Here is a 15,247-nt window from a genome sequence, read left to right as displayed (position 1 = left end):
GCGTGATGACTATGCGAATATCCCTCCGTCACATGCTGTTATGTAGATCACGCTCCAGTGAGCCACTTGAGGAAGGAACTCCACCGCGTGGCCTTCGCATGGGACTGCGACACGGGGGGCGCGGCGTGGTGGGCGGGCTCCGCGGCCGACGCCGAGGCCTGCCGCGCATGGGTCTGGGACTGCCGGGCCGACGGCGGGGCGGGGGTGAAGTGGACGGGCAGGGTGGTGAGTGTCCTGCTCCAGGGTGTCGGCTGCCAGGTCAGGCGGTCGAAGTCGATGCCCAGGGAGATGTCGGGCAGACGGGTGAGCACCCTCTCGATCGCCCTGGTCCCGATCAGGTTGGCGGGGTCCTTGGCGGGGCACACGTGGGGGCCCGCGCCGAACGCGAGGTAGGCCCGCCCCCTGAGGGCGTAGCGGCTCTCGGTCACGGCGGGGTCGGTGTTGGCGGCCGCGAAGCTGATCACCACGGGATCGTCGGCCCGCAGGACCCTGCCGTCGAGTTCCACGTCCTGTACGGGGTAGTGCACGGCGTAGTTGGCGATGGGGGCGTACTTCCACAGCACTTCGTTGACGGCGTCCTCGACCAGCACCTGGGTGCCCGTGTATCGGTCGTCGCCGAGCATCAGGGCGATGCCCGTGCTGATGAGGGAGGTCAGCGGTGCGGTGCCTCCCGACAGCAGCGTGACGAGCTGGTTGACCATCTCGTCGTCGTTGAGGCCCGCGGGGTGCTTGAGCATCTGGGAGGTCACGTCGGCGCCCGGTGACCGCCGCTTGAGGGTGACGAGCCGGTGCAGGGCCTGCCCGAGGATCTGATTGGCCTGCTCGGCGTCGGATCCGCCCTCGAAGATGCCGGAGACGCCGAAGACGATGTCGTCGCCGATGTCGGGCGGACACCCGAAGAGTTCGCTGAAGACCAGCAGGGGCAGCTGCTGGGCGTAGTCGGTCACGAGGTCGGCCCTGCGGCCGCGGCTGCTGATCTGGTCGATGAGGTAGTCGGCGACCTGTTCCACGTGGCGCCCCAGCTGATGGGGGTCCACGGTGTCCAGGCCGTCGGTCGCCACCTGCCGCAGCCGCGCGTGGTCGGCTCCGTCGGAGAACAGGGCGTTGGGCCGGTAACCCATCATGGGCAGGGCCGGGCTGTCGGCCGGTATGCGGCCCTCGTTGAGGGCACGCCAGCGGCGTGCGTCCCGGACGAACGTGTCGGGGTGCTGCAGGATGTGCAGCGCGGCAGCGTAACTCGTCACCAGTTCCGCTTCGACGCCGGGCGCCATCTCCACGGGCGCGCTGGCCCCGAACTGCCTCAGATGGTTGTAGTAGCTGTCGGGGTCGGCCCCGAACTCGGGTGTGTACAGGGGGACTCTGCCGTGGGCGGGGCAGCCGGGCGGGGGCTGCCGGTAGTCCGATTGGTGCTGCACGGGGTGCTCCTAGTCGGTGCGGGAGAGGAGATACTCCACGAAGGTGATCAGAGTGTTGGCCGAGGATGCCTGGTCCCGGACGTCGCAGGAGACCACGGGCACGTCGTCGGGCAGGTTGAGCGCCTCGCGGACCTCTTCGGCGGCGTAGGAGGGGGATCCGTCGAAGCGGTTCACCCCGACCGCGCACGGGAGTCCGTACTGCTCCACGAGGTCCAGGACGGGGAAGGACTCGCCCAGCCGCTCCGGGTCGACCAGCAGCAGCGCGCCCAGGGCCCCGATCGAGAGGTCCTCCCACAGTTGCTGGAAGCGCTGCTGTCCGGGGGTCCCGAACAGGTACAGGACCAGTTCCTCACTGAGGGTGAGGCGGCCGAAGTCCAGGGCGACCGTGGTCGTCGTCTTGTCCGGCGTGCCGGCGAGGTCGTCCACGCCGGCGCTGGCCTCCGTGATCAGTTCCTCGGTGCGCAGCGGCTCGATCTCGGAGATGCTGCCGACGAAGGTGGTCTTGCCGACACCGAAGTGACCGACGACCAGGATCTTCACCGTCGTCCGGACGGACCGGCCCAGGTGGACCGGCCCACGGTCAGGCGAATCGAGCACGGAGGCCATGCAGTACATCCTCGAGAAGTTGTCTGGGGACACGCTCGGCGCTCGGCACCGGAGCACGGGTCAGGATCATTCCCTTTTCGGCCAGTTCGGCGAGCAGCCCGCGGACGATCCCCAGGGGGAGGCCGAGGTACCCGGCGATCTCGACGACCGAGAGGTAGCCGCCCATGCACAGTTCCAGCACTCGGCGGCTCTCCGGGGATATCACCCATCTGTCGGAGGCGTCATCGGCGGCCGTGATCAGTGTCGTCACCGAGAACTCCCGTTCGGAGGGAATCTCACGGCCGCCCGTGATGACATAGGGACGTACTAATCTTCCGGTCAGCTCGAAGGCCGGGTCTTCAGTGCTCACGTTCCATCAGCCATCTCGCGAGGCGGGGCGGTCATCTCTTCACCGAGGCTCTGCACGAGCTGGTGCATGCGGAAGGTGATCCCTTCCATGTCGACGTCCGTCGAGGCCGAGACGGCCAGGTACGCCCCGCTGCCGGCCGCCACGAGGAAAAGCCATCCGTGGTCGAACTCGACCACCGTCTGGCGCCACTGCGACTCCCCCTCGGAACCCACGAAGCCCGCCGTGGAGCGGCTGATCGACTGCAGGGCGCTCATCGCCGCGGCCGTCCTGTCGGCCAGATCGGGGTGAAGGGCCTCGGTCATGCCTCGCTTGAGTCCGTCGGCCGAGACGAGCAGCGCGTGCCGCGCGCCGGGCACCTTCAGGATGTTCGCGAGCATCCATGACAGGTCTTCCTGCATCAAGACTCCTGCCCTTCCTGATTCGTCACGGGGAGCTGTCGGCCCGTCCGCGTGCCTCTCTGCAGCGCCGCCATCCTGGCGGCGGCGGACTCCACGTTCTGCCCGGGCTGCCTGCCGCCCTCCGCGGAGGTGGTGTGCACCAGGGCGATGGGAGCCTTGCGTTCGCCCCGCTTGGGCAGGCCGTTGGCGGTGCGGTCGCCGGAGGGGTTCTGCGGGGCAGGGGCGTTCTGCGGGGCAGGGGCGTTCTGCGGGGTGGCTGCCATGGCGGGTGCGCTCCTCCGCTCGGTGTACTCCGTCGTCAGGAGCCCCTCGGGAACGCGCACGATCGCCCGTGCACCGCCGAAGGGTGAGGTGGTGCTGACGTCCACGGCGAAGCCGAAGCGGCGCGCCAGTTCGGCCACCACGGGGAACCCGAACTGCGGAGGGTTGCCGAGTTCGGACAGACCGGGCCGGTATTCGCCCGAGAAGAGTTCCGCGGCCTTCTGCTTCCTCTCCGGGCTCAGGCCCGGGCCGGCGTCGTCGATGACGATGCACAGCCCCTGGTGGACGGGCTGGAGGTTCACCTCGATCGTGCTCTCGGGGCGCGAGTAGCTCGCGGCGTTGGCGAGCAGCTCGGCGACGGCCAGGGCGACACCGTCCACCGCGGCGGGGACGATGGCGAAGTTGCTCTGGGAGCGGATCTGGACCCGGTCGAAGGGACCGATCTGGCCCTGGGCGCTGCGGATCACGTCATGGACCGACGCGGGCTCCCTGCGCCGCCCGGGGAACCCGCCGCACAGGATCGTGATGCCCAGGGCGCGACGGGCGAACTGGGCGTTGGCACGGTCCACCTCCAGCAGTGACTGCAGGATCTTGTGGCCGCCGTACTCCTGTTCCAGCCGGTCCAGCATGAGCTGCTGCTCGCCGGCGAGGAGACGGAGGGTCTGCATGGCGGACTTGAGGACCGCGGAGATCTTTCCGTCGGTGATCTCCCTGACCTCCCTGGCGGCCTCCTCGGCGTTCTCCTCGGCCCCGGCCAGTCGTTTCCGGGTTTCCGCCAGGTCCCTCTCCAGTTCTCCAATACGGTTGTTCTTCAGCGTTAAATCGCTGACCAACTGCCGGGCGCGCCGTCTGCTCAGGAGGAGTACGGCTGTGGCGACAAGCGCCACAGCAGCCAGACCCCAGAAGACTGGGTCCGTGAAGTAATGTGCCATGAGCTCTCTCTGTTTAACGAGGGGTCATGAATAAGACCGCACTTCGCTTGTGCCGCAGGAAAAGCAGAAGCGCACCGGCACGCCGCGATCCCCCCGCCGCGCCCGCTGCGTGCTCGGCGTCGCCAAGCGTAGCCGCTGCGGACGCTGTCGTTCCGCACCGTCAGGAACTTCCTCCCACGGCCCACTTGGCGGCCTGGGTCCGGCGATCAAGGTGCTGGTGAGCAAGCGCGTCGATCTTAGCACCGCGCATCCTGATGCCGTTTTTGGAAAGTCAGGCCATTTCGCTATCGCGGGCATATTTCCCTGTCACTCACCTTTTGGGCGTTTTGTTTCTCCACTCACCCGGCGGGAGCGAAGCCGTGAAGCCGTGAAGCCGAGCACGACATGGTCGACGACATCGCTTTTCAGGTGAAATTCACAGAGGATCCCCCGGGCCTTCATACGGGCATACGGGCATACGGGCGAAGGCGTGCTCGACGCGGACAGGGCCCTCGCGGCGAGAGGCGCCGTGTTCCTCTTTCCGTGCAGGCGGCCCGGCCGGCTCGGCAGGCCGCGGCGCCCGGCGTCCCACCGGTCGGCCGGCGGGGGGCGAGGTCACGTCGGGGAGTGGCTTCCGAGGACGACGGTCCGTTCGTCGGAGCAGGTGTCCGCGCTCTCGCCGGGCCGCTCCCCCCGGCGGAACTCACGCGGGCTGACGCCGCGTTCCCGCTTGAACGCGGCGCTCAGCGCGAACGGGCCCGAGTACCCCACCCGCCGGGCGATGCCGGCCACCGACAGTTCGGGGTCGCGCAGCAGTTCGGCGGCGAGCGTCAGCCGCCACCCGGTCAGGTAGGACATCGGCGGCTCGCCGACGAGTTCGGTGAAGCGGCGGGCCAGCGCCGCCCGGGAGACCCCGACGGAGGAGGCGAGCGAGGCGACCGTCCACGGCCGGCCGGGCCGCTCGTGCAGCAGTTTCAGGGCCTGCCCCACCACCGGGTCGCCCTGGGCCCGGAACCAGGGCGGCGCGCCGGTGCCGGGCTCCGCGAGCCAGGAGCGCAGGACGTCGATGAGCAGCAGGTCGAGCAGCCGGTCCAGGACCACCTCCTGGCCGATCTCCTCCTTGTCCACCTCGGCGGCCAGCATGTCGATCAGCGGGGTGCGAACGGCCGAGGCGGGCCGCAGCAGCAGGGCGGGCAGGCCGTCGAGCAGCCGGCGCCCGACCTCGCCGGGCGCCTGGTAGGTGCCGCTGAGCATCACGGTCGACCCCGGGCGGTGCGGCTGGCCCCAGGTGCGCACCCCCAGGGACATCGCCTCGGTGAGGTCCTCCCCCGCCGTGGTGCCGCAGCGCTGCCCGGGGCCGACCGTGATGCCCGGCGGCGTCGCGGGGTCGTCGGCGAGCGTGTACGGCTCGGGCCCGCGCAGGACCGCCACGTCCCCGGCCGCCAGCCGCGCCGGCCCGCCGCCCTCGCGCAGCACCCACGCCGAGCCGTGCAGCACGGTGACCAGCGACAGGGGCGCGCGGTCCTCGACGCGCAGCCCCCACGGCGGGTTGAACACCGACTTCAGCAGGAAGGCGCCTCTGGCCCGGGGGCTGCCCAGCAGTCCGCCGATCGTGCCCACAGCGCTCGTCTCCCCCGCTCGGTCAGACGTCCCAGACCCCGGTGGCCGCGGTCTCCTCGACGTACTGCGAGAAGTCCCTGGGCTCCCGCCCGAGCACCTCGCGGACGCCGTGCACCACACTGGCGTTGCGGCCGTCGGTGATGAGCGTGAAGAGGTCCGCGAACTCCTCCGGCGCGCCCGCCTCCCGCAGCATCGCACGGTAGTCGTCGGCGCCGACCGGGGTGTAGGTGATGGTGCGGCCGGTGGCCGCCGACAGTTCGCGGGCCACGTCGTGGAAGCTCAGCAGGCGGGGGCCGGACAGTTCGTAGGTCTCGCCGATGTGCCGGTCGTCGGTGAGGGCGGCGACCACGACGTCGGCGATGTCGTCGGCGTCGACGAACGGCTCGACGGCGTCCCCGGCGGGCAGTACCAGTTCGCCCGAGCGGACCGGGTCGAGGAAGAAGTCCTCGCTGAAGTTCTGGTTGAACCAGTCGGCCCGCACGACGGTCCAGTCGCAGCCGGAGGCCTTGAGCGCCTCCTCACCGGCGACCGCGCCCTCCTCGCCCCGGCCGGAGAGCAGCACCAGGCGGCGTACTCCCCGCTCGACGGCGAAGGCCGCGAACCGACCGACGGTCTCCTTCGCCCCGGGGAAGGCGAGGTCGGGGTAGTAGGTCACATAGGCGGCGCGGGCCCCGTCCAGCGCGGCCGGCCAGGTGCTCTCGTCCTCCCAGACGAAGGGGATCTCACTGCTGCGGGAGACGGGACGTACGGGGTGGCCGAGCGCCCGGAGGCGGTCGGCCACCCGCCGCCCGGTCTTGCCGGTGCCTCCGACGACGAGGATGGGTGCGGTGTCGCTTACTTGGGTGCTCATGGCTTCATTGAAGTCCGCGCCCGGCGGACGCTCCATGGCTGCCGGGCTCACGTTCATACGCGATCGTCTCGATGCGCGGGCGCGGGCGCGGGCGTGCGGTACGCGGGTGCGGGCCGCCCCTGCGGCCGGACACCCCGGCCACCGCTTGAAAAAATAAGAAGACCGGTCTACTTTCTCCGCATGGGTCAGAAGGGCGAGGAGACGCGCGGCCGGCTTCTGGACGCGACGCAGCGGCTCATCGAGTCGGGCGGTTACTTCAGTGCGGGCCTCAACCAGGTGGTGGCCGCGAGCGGCGCCCCGAAGGGATCGCTGTACTTCCACTTCCCGGGCGGCAAGGAGCAGCTCGTCGAGGAGTCCGTACGGCAGGGCGGCCGGGAGATCGCGCGGTTGATGGCGGACCTCGGCGAGGACGCCGCCCACCGCCGTCCGGCCGAGATGCTCACCGCCCTCCTCGGGCTCCTGGCCGACAGGCTGGAGGAGTCCGGCTGGCGCAAGGGGTGCCCGGTCGCCACGGTCGCCCTGGAGATGGCCGCCACCAGTCCGGAGCTGCAGAAGGCGTGTTCGGAGGTGTACCGCTCCTGGGAGGCGGCCCTGGCCGAGCACCTGGCCGCGGACGGCCATCCGGCGCCCGGCCGGGCCGCGACCACCGTGCTGTGCCTGATCGAGGGCGCGCTGGTACTCGCCAAGGCGCACCGCAGCCGCGAGCCCCTGGACCGGGCGGCGCACTCGATCGCGTCCCTGCTGTGACCTGAGCGGAAGGACCGCAGAAGAACACCACTTCCCCGCCGGCCCGCACGGGTGCGGGCCGGCGGCCTCCGCTGCGCAAAAAATATGTAGACCAGTCTATTAAGGGAGTTGCGTTGACCGATTCCATCGTCTTCGGCGCCGCCGGCTTCATCGGGCGGGCGCTCGTGGCCGAACTGCTCGGCCGGGGCCGCCATGTGGCCGCGGCGGTACGGGGCTCCGCGGGCCCTCTGCTGTCGTGGCTGCGCGCCTCGGGTACCGACACCGGCCGGCTGACCGTCGTGACCGCCGACATCACCCGCCCCGGTCTCGGCCTGCCCCCGGACGGTCTGCGCGATGTCCGGGACGTCTACAACTGCGCGGCCCGCTTCGCCTTCGGGCTCGACCCGGACGAGGCGCGGGCCGTCAACGTCACCGGAGCGCTGAACGTCCTGGACTGGACCGCGTCGAGGGACTCCGTGCGCCGCCTCGTCCACCTGAGCGGCTACCGCGTCAGCGCCGGGAAGGACAACGCCGGAAAGGACGGCGCCGGAAAGAACACCGACAGCCCCGGCCGGCTCGGCGCCTACGAGTCCTCCAAGCGCGAGGGCGACACCGCCGTGCGCGGCCGGGCCGCCGAACTCGGCGTGCCCCTGACCATCGCCAACCCCGCCACCGTCATCGGGCCGGGCCAGTTCATCGGCCTCGCCTCGATGGTCGGCGACCTGTGGCGCGGGAGCCTGCGAGCCGTCCCCGGCAACGCCCGCACCTTCCTGCCCGTGGTGGCCCTCGATCACCTGACCCGTTTCCTCGCCACCGTCCCCGAGGACCCCGAAGCCGCGGGGCAGGACTACTGGGTGCTCGACGACGACACCCCCGAGCTGCCTGAACTCGTCGCGCTCCTGGCCCGGCACACCGGCACACGGCCGCCCCGGGGCCGTGTGCCGGTTCCCCTGCTGCGGGTCCTGCCCCGCCGCATCACCCGCGCGGACCCCGAGACCCTGTCGTTCCTGTCGGCGGACCGCTACCCGACCCGGTCCGCCACCTCGTTCGCACGCGCCCACGGACTGCGCATGCCACCCGTGGACGAGGCGCTGCGGAGCTGGGCCGACCACCTGGTCGCCACCCGCTTCGGCGCCACCGGCGCGCCGGCGCGGCCGCACGGCTTCCACCAGGTCGCCGACAGCCGCACCTGGCTCGTGGGGGAGCGCCACCGGCCGGACCACGTACTGCTGCACGGGCTGCCCCTGGACGCCGACTCCTGGACCGAGGTCGCCGGGCGCCTCGGCGGACCGGCGCTGGCGGCCGACCTGCCCGGCCTGGGTCGTTCCAGCGCGAGCGACGGAGCGACGGACGCCTGGCTGGCCGAGCTCATACGGCCCCTTGCCACCCGGCCGCTGCTGACCGCGCACTCCCTGGCCTGCGGCCCCGCACTGCGCTACGTCCGGCGCCACCCCGACCGCGTCCGCGGCCTGGTGCTGATCGCGCCGGCCTTCCTGCGGGAACCGTCCGACCGCCGAAGTCACCTCTGGCTCAGGACCTTCGCCCTGCGCCGCATCGCGGCCGCGGACCTCGCCAGGGCCCTGGACGTGCCGCCCGGCCCCGCGATCGACAGCGCGGCGGCCGCTCTCCACCGGCCGCGCGGGGCCGCCCGCGTCCTCGCGGCGCTGCGCACCGCCGAAACCGACCGGACCTCGCTGTGCCACGAGCTGCGGGACATGCCCGTACCCGTCACTCTGGTGGCGGGCGAGGCCGACCCCCTGGCGCACCCGTCGCCCCACCCGGTCCTCACCGTCCCCGGCGCCGGGCACTACCCCCAGCTCACCCACCCCGAAGCAGTGGCGCGCATCCTCGACGAACGGTGCCGCGCCGCCGCGTAGCGCCCGCTTCCGGCCGGCGGCCCGGCGGGCCGGATCACCGGCCCGCCGGGCCGCCGGGCCGCCGGGCCGCACAGCACCCACCGGCGCCGACGGCACCGGTACACAACTGAGTCAGTCAAGTCTGCGACCATGCATTGACTGAGTAAACGTTAGTATGTGACCCTCTTCGGTGGGCAAAGGGATACGCTCCCCACGGGGTGCGGCCCAGCACGCATGCGACGGGTGAGGCGGGGAGGGCCGGTGGGCCTGGAGACGATCGGCGGGCGGTTCCGGATCACGGGGGCCGTGGGGCGCGGGAACATGGGCGAGGTGCGCCGGGCCGAGGACCTCGACGCCGCCCCGGACTCCCCGCACCGCCTGGAGTCTTTCCAATCGGAGTCGGGCGGCCTGAAGAACAACGAGATCGCCAAGTTCGGCGGGTACCGCACCAAACGGCTGGTCCTTGCCGAGTACGACCGGATGGCCGCCGCCGGCCTGACGCTGGAGAACCCGCTCACCGAGGGCGAGTCCGGTACCTACCGCTCCACCCTCACTCCGCCCCCGGGCCAGGGGCCCCGGCACGGTTGATCCGCCGTCTCTGGGTGGCCGCAGGTGCGGCCACCCGGGAACGGCCGGACCTCACGCAAGGAACAGCACCACGTGGTACGCAGAAGCCAGACCAGCAACCCGCGCTCAGCCGTCGTCCTGACCTCGGGCGCGGACTGGGGTGCCCGCGCCGCGTCCCAGCGGCGCAGCAGCGGAGCCGAGTCCCCCATGCCCCGTCGGCAGCCCGCGAAGATCAAAGCCTTGCAGCAGACCATCGAGGTGGCCCGCACGGCGATCAACAAGAAGCGCTGGCCTCAGGCACGTTACGCGCTCAGCCGGGCGCGGGCCCTCCTCAACGCTCTTCCCGCCAACCTGGTCACTCAGGAACGCGAACAGCTCTCGCAGCTCCGCAAGAAGTACGCAGCGCGTGACACGCCGGCCGCGAGGAACGGCAAGAAGCCGCAGCCGAAGCCCACCGCACGTGCGGGTGGCAAGAAGTCGGCCGCGAAGACCACTGCGAAGAAGTCCGCGGCGAAGGCCGCACAGGTTCCGAAGCCCGCGCCCGTTCGCGACCTCGGCGATCGTTTCATAGACCGCACGAAACTCGGCTACGTGCCGGTTGACCGGAAACGAGACAGCGGCAAAGACCGTTCAGCATGAACTGCTTCCATCAGATGGCCTTCCCCCGCTCCGACAAGAGGCGCGTGGGAGCACGTAGCGGTGCCCCGATGCTTCCGCGCCCTGCGTTCCGCACTTCCGGCACTGCTGGTGACGTATCCCAGACTCATAAGGCTGGACCCGCCGAAGCCACCCCCCTCCTAACCAATAGTGAGGAGCCCTCATGGAACCACGCGGCTACCGCATGGTGGTCTCGACCGAACTCAACTATGTCCAGGCGTGCGGCATCGCAGAGCGGCAACTGATCGACTGGATCCGCGGCAAGGGCTACGACCCTTCCGGGCTGGACGAAGGGCGGACCGAGATAGCCTCTCACGCCACCCTCGACCGTGATTCGGAATCCGGCCGGAAGGGCGCGTACAGCAGGTGGCGTATGCGCGAAACGCCCTCCTCGTCCTCTGGGACTTGGCAGTCCACGCTCGTTGTGCGCTCCGGTTTTGAGGAGGACGAGGGCCGTACATGGGTGCAGGTCGACATCGAGCACCAGCCGGCCCGCCAAGGGGAAGTTCCCAAGCGTGCCAACACACCGAACATCGTCCGCTCCCTCCTTGAAGCGCTGGAGGCACGAGACGCACTCGCCTACGTCGCCGCCGCGCCCGCTTTCATCGAGGCCGATGACGTGGACGACGTCATCGAGGAGTTGTGCGACAGCAACCGTCGCATGCCCGTCGTCATCGCCACGGCACCGTACGGGAAGGACTCCGACGAGTGGTCGCGATCGGTCGTGGAACCACTCTTTCGCTACCTGCACGGACTGGCCGTGCTGTACGTGCTCACGCCGGAAGCGCAGATCGAGTTCAACAACGCGCTGGAGTACCACCCCGTGTTCGGGGGCGGCGTCCGCACATACCTGCCGGGCATAGACCCGGCCTGGAAACCGGACGCACAACGCCATCCCGTGATGTCGCGTCGCACCATCGAGGCCAACCCCGGCCGCGCCGCCTCCATACTCGCCGCGCTTCCACAGCGGCTGTCCTCCCGACAGCCGCTGCCCGCCGCGCTGCTCACCATTCCGCGTCAGCGCACTCGTCCCCGCTCGACCCCGGACGGCACGGATGTCGTTCAACTCCGATCTGAAAACACGGCACTGACAGCGCTGTTGGACGAGGCGGAGCGCGCGGAATCCATCCGGGTCAATGAAATCAACGACCTGTACGCAGAGCTTGCGAAGGCGGACCAGGCCAGCAACGAGCTACGCGGTGAGAACGAGGAACTGTACGACAAGGTCCAGGAATCCCAGCGGCTCATACGCTTCCTGCGTGAACAGCTCCAAGAAGCGGGGCAGTTCGCTATAGCCCACACCCCGGCTGTCGCAGCGGACATCACCTACCCAACGACCTTCTCCGAGCTTTTGAAACGCCTGAACGAGCTGCCGGGCATCTCGTTCACCGGCAACCCAAAAATCACACGGTCCCTCGACAGCCAGTCGGTGGACAACTGGCTGTACGTCGCTTGGGACGGGCTATTGGCCCTGGACCACTTCGCCCGTTCCTCCGCTGACGGTGCGACCTCCGGCGATTTCCTGAACTGGTGCAAATCTGACGCTTCCAGCGTCTTTCCCTTCCCAGCGGCCAAGGTGGCCATGCGCGAGTCGGACACTGTCGCCCGCAAGCCGAAACTGCGTGGTGAGCGCATGCTCCCCGTACCGAAGGCTGTGGACCCTGATGGCCGAGTCTTCATGCAGGCCCACCTGAAGATCGGCGGGGGCAACACCATCGCCCCGCGTCTCCACTTCTACGACGACTGCTCCCGCTCCGGAAAGGTGTACGTCGGCTACCTCGGCCCACACCTGCGCAACACCCTTACCTGACGCCTTCCCGCTCAGATGGTGTGCTGTCCCCACCGGGGACGCCCGGCGGGGACAGCACACCCGAAGTCGTTCAGCGCTCCGATGCGAAGCGCACGAACCGGGTCCAGCCCTCGCGGCCGATCTTGAAGGCGGGGCGGGCCAGGTCCTTGGAGTCCCGCACGTGGACGGCCTGTTCGGCGATCGCGACCTCCACGCAGCTGTCGCCCTGGGTGCCGCTGTAGCTGGACTTGAACCAGGCGAGTTCCGTCGTACCGCTGCTCATAGCTCTCCTCGGAGTCGCTCCAGCAGGTCCCGGGATTCCATGGGGTTGAGGGCCTGCGAGCGCAGTGTTTCATAGCGCTGGCAGAGCAGCCGCATCTCTTTTCGGTCCGAGATCAGCCGTCCGTTCTGCTGCCCCTCGGAGTACCCGAGCCACCGCCCCTCCGGTGTCTCCAGGATCTGCAGAGGTCCGTCCAGGCAACCGTGGAACTCCAGCCACAGCGGCACGACCTGGAACGTCACGTTGCGCGGTGCGGTGAGTTCGAGCACGTGGTCCAGCATGCTCGCCTGCACCTGCGGTCCGCCCAGCCCTCGCCGGAGGACCGCCTCCTCCACGATGAAGCTGAACGGCACGGTCGGCCGCTCCCGCATCATCCGCTGTCGGTCCAGTCGTGCGGCGACCTGGGCTTCCGCCTGCTCATCGGTCAGCAGCGGGATGCTGTTGTCGAACACCGCCCGCGCGTAAGCCTCGGACTGCAACAGCCCAGGCACCAGCCGGCACTCGTAGGTCGACAGGCTCGCCGCCTTCCGTTCCAGCCTCGCCCACTGGCGGAACCAGGCGGCGAGGCCCACCTCGCCGCGCGTGAGGTGGCGGGCGGCCTTGCGCAGGGCGCCGGTGTTGCCGAGGGCGAGTTCCGCGCGTTCCACGAACGCGCGGTCCGGCATCCGGCGGCCCAGCTCCACCGAGGCCACCGTGTGCTTGGAGTACCGCACCCAGGTGCCGAGTTCGGCGCGGCTGAGGCCCGTGTGCTCGCGCAGCGCCTGGACGACCGCACCGAAGGTGCGCATGCTGTCCGAGGGGTGCGGCTCCCGGTCCCACTCCCGTTCCGGGCCCGAGCGCTCCTCGTCGTCCGCGGCCTCCCGCGCGGCCTCGTCCCCGTCACCGGCCCCGGTCCCGATCCTGGCCTCGTCGTCGGCCTCGTCCCCGGCCCCGACTTCGCCCTCGACCTCGACCCCGACCCCGGCCCTGTCGACGTTGTCCATCCGCCGCCCTCTCCGCTTGCTCCGTGCTGAGTACCCGGACCGCGACGACTACCGAAAGCACTCGCGGCCACCACTCAGCGTGACGGAACACCTCCCGCGCCGTCCACCGAAGTGCTCGTACGCTCACCCCGCGTACGCGGTCCCGCACTCGTTCACGCCCCTCGCGCGCCCCCACCTCGCCCCGCACGCCCCCGGCAACACCGCATCCCGGACCGCTCCCCCGCCGACGACGAGGTGTACCCCTTGGCGCGGGGTCTCGGATCGCGTGGCCGGATCTCACGGCCAACGGCCACTCGACGGCCGGTCGGCCACCGCTGCGGGACGGGCGGCCGAAGCGTTCACCCCTGGGGTCGGCGAAGTGCCCAGTCGCGGTCGCCCGGCGTCGGCTCGGTGCGCCAGCGGGCCCGTAGGACCCCGTCATCGTCGGGCATGACGGCAGTGCACAGAGCCACGCGCTCACCCGCGTACACGGACAGGAGCGCGGCGGCACGGGCACAGGGCAGCCGGTTGTGGCTCAGCGAAGTGCTCTTGGGCAACACGCCGCCCGAGGCGTTCGCCGTGAAGGCCCTCGACCACGCGGCAACTGGGCCTGTTTCATGCGCCAAGCAGAACAGGAGGTGACATCGTGACGTAGCGGCGTCACCTCCTGTTCCGCTGGCGCACGGAAAGAGCTCGGTATCTGTGCTTCATCTGTGCTTATCATCGACGGGGACCTGCCTTCGGCAGCCGACTCACTCGCCGACGGCGTGCAGTTGGCCGTAGGTGCGGCAGCCGCGGCAGAACCGGCCGTGCAACGGGAAGGCACCAGACCCCGCGCGCTGTTCCCGGCCGACACGGCGCCGCACCGGGGTTGAAACGCAGAAGGGTCGACCGTCACGCCCGACCTGGCAGTTTCCTCATCGTTCGGAAGCAACCCGGCTCACGCAGCGTGGACCCAATCCTCAAGGAGATATCGCATCGTGCCCACCATCAGGAAGACCGCCCGGAGCCTGTTCGCCGTGGCGTTACTGGCCGCAGGCTTCAGCGTTACAGCTCCCATGAACGCCGCGTACGCCATGAACCAGACACCTTGCACCACTGAACGCTTCTCATCCTGTGGTTCGTGGGTGATGGCGGCTGGTGGTCGGGGGGCCGTAACGCGGCAGGGCTCCTGGTCGTTGCGGCTGGTGATCTCACTCGCCAACGTCTCGACACAGGAGCCCTGTTGGTCCCGTATCGTGCCATGCTCGACGTCCCCCACGAAGTCGTGGAGCACGTTTCCTGGCTCATCTACGCCCGAAGGCGTGAGCTGAACTCCCGCTGGCGGAAGCTGGGCTGCTTCCGCCAGGCCCTGCTGGTCCTGGTGCACCTGCGCAAGAACGAGACCCTGGCCCAGGCCGCAGCGGGGTTCGGCATCTCCACCGCCACCGCCGGCCGGTACGTGAGCGAAACGGTCGACCTCCTCGCCGAGCGCGCCCCGAGCCTGCACGAGGCCCTGCGCGAGCTGCCGCCGGAGGGGTTCGTCATCCTCGACGGCACTTTGATCACTACCAACCGCATCGCGGCGGACGAGCCGTACTACTCGCAGAAGCACCGCCGCCACGGGATGAACGTGCAGGTCATCGCCCGCCCGGACGGCACCCCGCTCTGGTTCTCCCGCGCGACACCGGGCCGCACGCACGACCTGACCGCAGCCCGCGCCCACGGTGTGATCCAAGCCTGCCTGTCCCGTCAGCTCCTCGTCCTGGCCGACCGCGCCTACCAGGGCGCCGGCGCGACCGTCCGCACCCCCTACTACGGTCATCGCGACCTGCCCGAGCACTACCAGCAGTACAACCGCGACCACGCCCGGCTGCGCGCCCCGGGCGAACGCGCCTTCGCCCGCCTCAAGCAATGGCGGATCCTCCGCAAGGCCCGGTGCAGCACCAACCGCATCGGTCGCACGGTCGCCGCCGTTCACGCCATCGAGATCGCCTGGCGCTCAGGATGAGAAGCGTTCA

Annotated in this window: 14 protein-coding genes and 1 pseudogene; 6 read left to right on the top strand and 9 right to left on the bottom strand. The window is 70.1% G+C overall.

Annotated features, from left to right (window positions below; genetic code table 11):
* Window positions 1-47: 47 nt before the first annotated feature.
* The 7 genes from CUT83_RS09195 to CUT83_RS09165 all read right to left on the bottom strand — a co-directional run bounded on the left by CUT83_RS09195 (window position 48) and on the right by CUT83_RS09165 (window position 6,410).
* Window positions 48-1,415 carry a cytochrome P450 gene (locus tag CUT83_RS09195; protein ID WP_101255373.1) on the bottom strand — a complete coding sequence of 456 codons (1,368 nt, stop codon included), beginning with the start codon at window positions 1,413-1,415 and terminating at the stop codon, window positions 48-50.
* Window positions 1,416-1,424: 9 nt separating this feature from the next.
* The gene (locus CUT83_RS09190; protein WP_372445182.1) at window positions 1,425-2,012 is read right to left on the bottom strand and encodes a GTP-binding protein; all 588 of its coding nucleotides are present in this window, start codon (window positions 2,010-2,012) and stop codon (window positions 1,425-1,427) included.
* Entirely contained in the window at window positions 1,996-2,370 is a 375-nt protein-coding gene (locus CUT83_RS09185; RefSeq protein WP_101255371.1) for a DUF742 domain-containing protein, read from the bottom strand. Before CUT83_RS09185 ends, CUT83_RS09190 begins: the two co-directional genes overlap by 17 nt.
* Window positions 2,367-2,768 (bottom strand): roadblock/LC7 domain-containing protein, encoded by a 402-nt coding sequence (locus tag CUT83_RS09180; protein ID WP_101255370.1) that lies wholly within the window; start codon window positions 2,766-2,768, stop codon window positions 2,367-2,369. The genes CUT83_RS09185 and CUT83_RS09180 overlap by 4 nt, the downstream gene beginning before the upstream one ends.
* Window positions 2,768-3,961, bottom strand: a complete 1,194-nt coding sequence (locus CUT83_RS09175; protein ID WP_240958332.1) for an ATP-binding protein — start codon at window positions 3,959-3,961, stop codon at window positions 2,768-2,770. The genes CUT83_RS09180 and CUT83_RS09175 overlap by 1 nt, the downstream gene beginning before the upstream one ends.
* A gap of 594 nt (window positions 3,962-4,555) precedes the next feature.
* The gene (locus CUT83_RS09170) at window positions 4,556-5,560 is read right to left on the bottom strand and encodes an AraC family transcriptional regulator (RefSeq protein WP_101255369.1); all 1,005 of its coding nucleotides are present in this window, start codon (window positions 5,558-5,560) and stop codon (window positions 4,556-4,558) included.
* A gap of 22 nt (window positions 5,561-5,582) precedes the next feature.
* Window positions 5,583-6,410 (bottom strand): NmrA family NAD(P)-binding protein, encoded by an 828-nt coding sequence (locus CUT83_RS09165; protein ID WP_101255368.1) that lies wholly within the window; start codon window positions 6,408-6,410, stop codon window positions 5,583-5,585.
* A 180-nt stretch (window positions 6,411-6,590) separates the two neighbouring features.
* On the opposite strand from CUT83_RS09165, the gene CUT83_RS09160 reads away from it, so the two are divergent.
* The 5 genes and pseudogenes from CUT83_RS09160 (at window position 6,591) to CUT83_RS09140 (ending at window position 12,026) form a co-directional block, all read left to right on the top strand.
* Window positions 6,591-7,157, top strand: coding sequence for a TetR/AcrR family transcriptional regulator (locus CUT83_RS09160; protein WP_101255367.1), 567 nt, complete (start codon window positions 6,591-6,593; stop codon window positions 7,155-7,157).
* 113 nt (window positions 7,158-7,270) lie between these two features.
* Window positions 7,271-9,013 (top strand): alpha/beta fold hydrolase, encoded by a 1,743-nt coding sequence (locus CUT83_RS09155; RefSeq protein ID WP_101255366.1) that lies wholly within the window; start codon window positions 7,271-7,273, stop codon window positions 9,011-9,013.
* A gap of 357 nt (window positions 9,014-9,370) precedes the next feature.
* Window positions 9,371-9,580: pseudogene (locus CUT83_RS31700) on the top strand (hypothetical protein); the annotation flags it as partial.
* Between the two features lie 219 nt (window positions 9,581-9,799).
* Window positions 9,800-10,198, top strand: coding sequence for a hypothetical protein (locus tag CUT83_RS09145; RefSeq protein ID WP_240958330.1), 399 nt, complete (start codon window positions 9,800-9,802; stop codon window positions 10,196-10,198).
* A gap of 181 nt (window positions 10,199-10,379) precedes the next feature.
* Window positions 10,380-12,026: a hypothetical protein gene (locus CUT83_RS09140; protein ID WP_101255364.1), complete on the top strand. Its 1,647-nt coding sequence runs from the start codon at window positions 10,380-10,382 to the stop codon at window positions 12,024-12,026.
* A gap of 70 nt (window positions 12,027-12,096) precedes the next feature.
* Here the strand turns inward: CUT83_RS09140 and CUT83_RS09135 are convergent, their stop codons facing one another.
* Window positions 12,097-12,288 (bottom strand): DUF397 domain-containing protein, encoded by a 192-nt coding sequence (locus CUT83_RS09135; RefSeq protein ID WP_101255363.1) that lies wholly within the window; start codon window positions 12,286-12,288, stop codon window positions 12,097-12,099.
* Window positions 12,285-13,268, bottom strand: a complete 984-nt coding sequence (locus tag CUT83_RS09130; protein ID WP_101255362.1) for a helix-turn-helix domain-containing protein — start codon at window positions 13,266-13,268, stop codon at window positions 12,285-12,287. The genes CUT83_RS09135 and CUT83_RS09130 overlap by 4 nt, the downstream gene beginning before the upstream one ends.
* A gap of 1,222 nt (window positions 13,269-14,490) precedes the next feature.
* Between CUT83_RS09130 and CUT83_RS09115 the strand changes: the two genes are divergently transcribed.
* Window positions 14,491-15,237 carry a transposase family protein gene (locus CUT83_RS09115; protein WP_101254054.1) on the top strand — a complete coding sequence of 249 codons (747 nt, stop codon included), beginning with the start codon at window positions 14,491-14,493 and terminating at the stop codon, window positions 15,235-15,237.
* Window positions 15,238-15,247 lie beyond the last annotated feature (10 nt).

It is taken from the genome of Streptomyces barkulensis (genome assembly GCF_002843305.1).
Classification (GTDB): domain Bacteria; phylum Actinomycetota; class Actinomycetes; order Streptomycetales; family Streptomycetaceae; genus Streptomyces; species Streptomyces barkulensis.
This window is presented reverse-complemented; position numbering and strand designations above follow the sequence as displayed.